The sequence below is a fragment of the Longimicrobium sp. genome, from assembly GCF_036554565.1.
Classification (GTDB): Bacteria; Gemmatimonadota; Gemmatimonadetes; order Longimicrobiales; family Longimicrobiaceae; genus Longimicrobium.
Window position 1 is genome coordinate 1 of record NZ_DATBNB010000912.1, and the last position, 2,558, is coordinate 2,558.

The following is a 2,558-nucleotide window of genomic DNA, read 5'->3' on the forward strand; positions in this document are numbered from 1 at the left end:
CTGCGGGAGCAGGCCCTGCTATTTGGGCGCGGCTTGGCGATGGGCACGGCCACCGGCGTATCTCTGACCGTGCCCGGGACGGAGCGGCTGCAGTCCGCCGCTGGAGCCATCGGCGACCAATTGCGGGATGCGCTCGCGCGCGCCGTGACGATGTTCAACGGGCTGAGGGACAAGCTGAGTCCTGAAGCACTGGGCCTGCGTGAGACGATCACCGAACTCCGCGGCTTGGTTGGCATGCGAGTAAACCGCGAGGATGTGGTCGCGGCCGGCGCGGCTGTCCAGATGCCCCGCCTTCTGCGTAGCCTAGTCACGGCGCGTGTGGTGGAGATCAACGAGGCCGGCCGCCTCATCCGAACCTCCGCGGCGACGATCTCGGCCAACATGGTGAAGGCTTCCGAGGTGGTGGGTGCAGGAATGACGCGAGTGCGGAAGGCGATAGATGATCGGTTCCGCCTTGGCAAGGAAATCGGGCGCTTCGCACTACAGCAGGCACCGCAGTTTGTGCAGAACGCCGCGGGGGCGATCAGCTCCGGCGCGCCGCCGCACATTGCGTTGGCGATGGCCGGGGCGATGGAGGTGCTCGGGCCGATGATGGAGCGGCTTGCGCCCGTAGTGGGTGCGCTGGTCGAACCGCTGGCGATCATCGGGGAGATGATGGCAGTGTCCATCATCCCGGTTCTTAAGCTGCTCGCGGGCCCCATGAGGGTGCTGGCCCTCGCCACCACTTACGTCCAGGAAGCGTTCGGCCGAATCATCCGGGTGATCGGGCGCATGCTGGACGCACTGAACCCCTTCGGCGGTAACTCCCCCCTCACGAGGTGGGGCGACGCGATGATCGATTCCGCGGAGGAGGCGCGCCGGAAGATTGGCGCCCTGGACTTCGACAGCGCCGCCAACGGGCTGAATCAGCTCGCGCGCGCGGCGGTAAACGCCGTCGAGGGCTTAAAGGTCGGCCAATACGCCTACGCCGCCACCATCGGCCGTGCAGCCGCGGCACCTCGCCCCCCGCTTCCGCCGCCACCCACGCCCCCGGACGGCCGAGGAACGACGAGGGTGGACGAGGGGCGTGGCGCAATCGTGCAGGGCGGCAACACCACGTGGGTGTTCCAGTCGGCCGAAAGTGAAAGTGCGGACGACATGTACGCGAGGTGGTACCGGGGGGCGGAGAGCGCCGCCGCCAGTGATCCGCGCGCACGCGCTACCCTCGCCAGCATGCCGCGGCCGAGGTTCGCCTGATGCCGTTCCTAGCTGCGAATGGGCTGACGCTCGACATGGTGTCGCTCCGCCAGCGTGAGAGGGTGACGCGCGGTGAATTGGTGCGTGCGTTCGACAACACGCTGCTGGACGGTCGCGATGCGGGTCGGCGCGAGTGGGAGGGCGACACGCGCCCCCTTACGAGTGCTGAGGCTGCGGCGTATGTCGCCGCGCTCGCGGGGGACGTTCCCCTTACAGGCGACGCGCTGGTCTCCCCGGCAACTGTGAATGTCACGGTTCGCGACAGGTCGTTCGAGCGGGTAAAGAACGGATTCGAGGTGGTGCTGTCCTTGACGTTTCAGGAGGTGTGACGCGTGGCCACCCCGTCACCCGCACTGTTGGCGCTATGGCAGTCCGGCAAGTTCGTAACGCACTTGGATGTGCTGATCGAGCGGCCGGACGGCGTGGAAACCGTCATGCAGTCGTACCGATCTTTCGGCGGCCGCAACTGGATACGTACCCTCTCGGTGTCCCCTTCTTCGGGCGACAGCCCTATCGGTTCCGGAAAGCTGTCCCTGCACCGCGAGGTGGGCGCGGCGTCGCTGGCGGTGCTGATGACCGGCTCGGCTCTTAACCAGAACGGTGGGGCGTACGCCCCCGCCATCGAGTTCGGACGCGAGGTGCAGATCAACGCCTGCATACTCCCGCCGGGTGTTGAGCCTGCGGACGAGGACTGGATCCCGATACTGAGCGGCTTCGCCGACGATCCGCAGTGGGGTGGGGGCTCCACTGTTGAGGTGCCGCTGCGAGATCTCGCAGGACCCTTAGCCGACACCTACTTCCGTGAAGCTAGGCAGTTCGGGGACGCGGACAACCCGCCGCTGGCGCACGTGGCCGGTCAGTCGATTCTAGACGGGGAGATGGGCCCGGGGCAGTACACGCTCGAAAGCTACCCGGACGCGACCACGTTCGAAGTCACGCGCTTCGACGTTGAGGACACATCCGTGTGGGAATCTCTGGAGAAACTTGCGGAGGCGGCCGGACGCATTGCACGAACCCGTCGGAACTACGCTGCGGGCACCTTCGCGGTCTCCTTCGTCGCGCCGCCTCGGGACGTAACGACGCCTGCCTACCGCGTAGATCCGTCTACCTACCTGAACGTCACCAATATCAGCACGGCAGGGCGGGACGCGCGGACGATCGTGCGCGCTTACGCCTATACGGAGGGCGGAGTCGAACTGGTGTCGCAGATGCCACCGGAGTCGGATGTTGGTTCAGACCCGTTGGTAAAGCAGTACGGACCGCGGTTGTGGCAGTATCCGTTCGAGCGGGGCCATCCGATCAACTCGCAGCCGGAATTGGAC

The 2,558-nt window shown here is 66.4% G+C and carries 3 protein-coding genes; all 3 read left to right on the forward strand.

The genetic code is table 11. The features are described from left to right. Positions 1-1,236: hypothetical protein (locus VIB55_RS25405; protein ID WP_331879502.1), on the forward strand; the 1,236-nt coding region annotated here is incomplete at its 5' end. Then, positions 1,236-1,565: a hypothetical protein gene (locus VIB55_RS25410; protein ID WP_331879504.1), complete on the forward strand. Its 330-nt coding sequence runs from the start codon at positions 1,236-1,238 to the stop codon at positions 1,563-1,565. The genes VIB55_RS25405 and VIB55_RS25410, both read left to right, overlap by 1 nt. A 3-nt stretch (positions 1,566-1,568) precedes the next feature. Further along, the coding region (locus tag VIB55_RS25415) for a hypothetical protein (protein WP_331879505.1) at positions 1,569-2,558 on the forward strand (990 nt) is incomplete at its 3' end.

What these genes read in the sequence shown, in the direction of transcription:
- VIB55_RS25410 (WP_331879504.1), top strand. Translation starts at nt 1,236, where the DNA reads ATGCCGTTCCTAGCTGCGAATGGGCTGACGCTCGACATGGTGTCGCTC.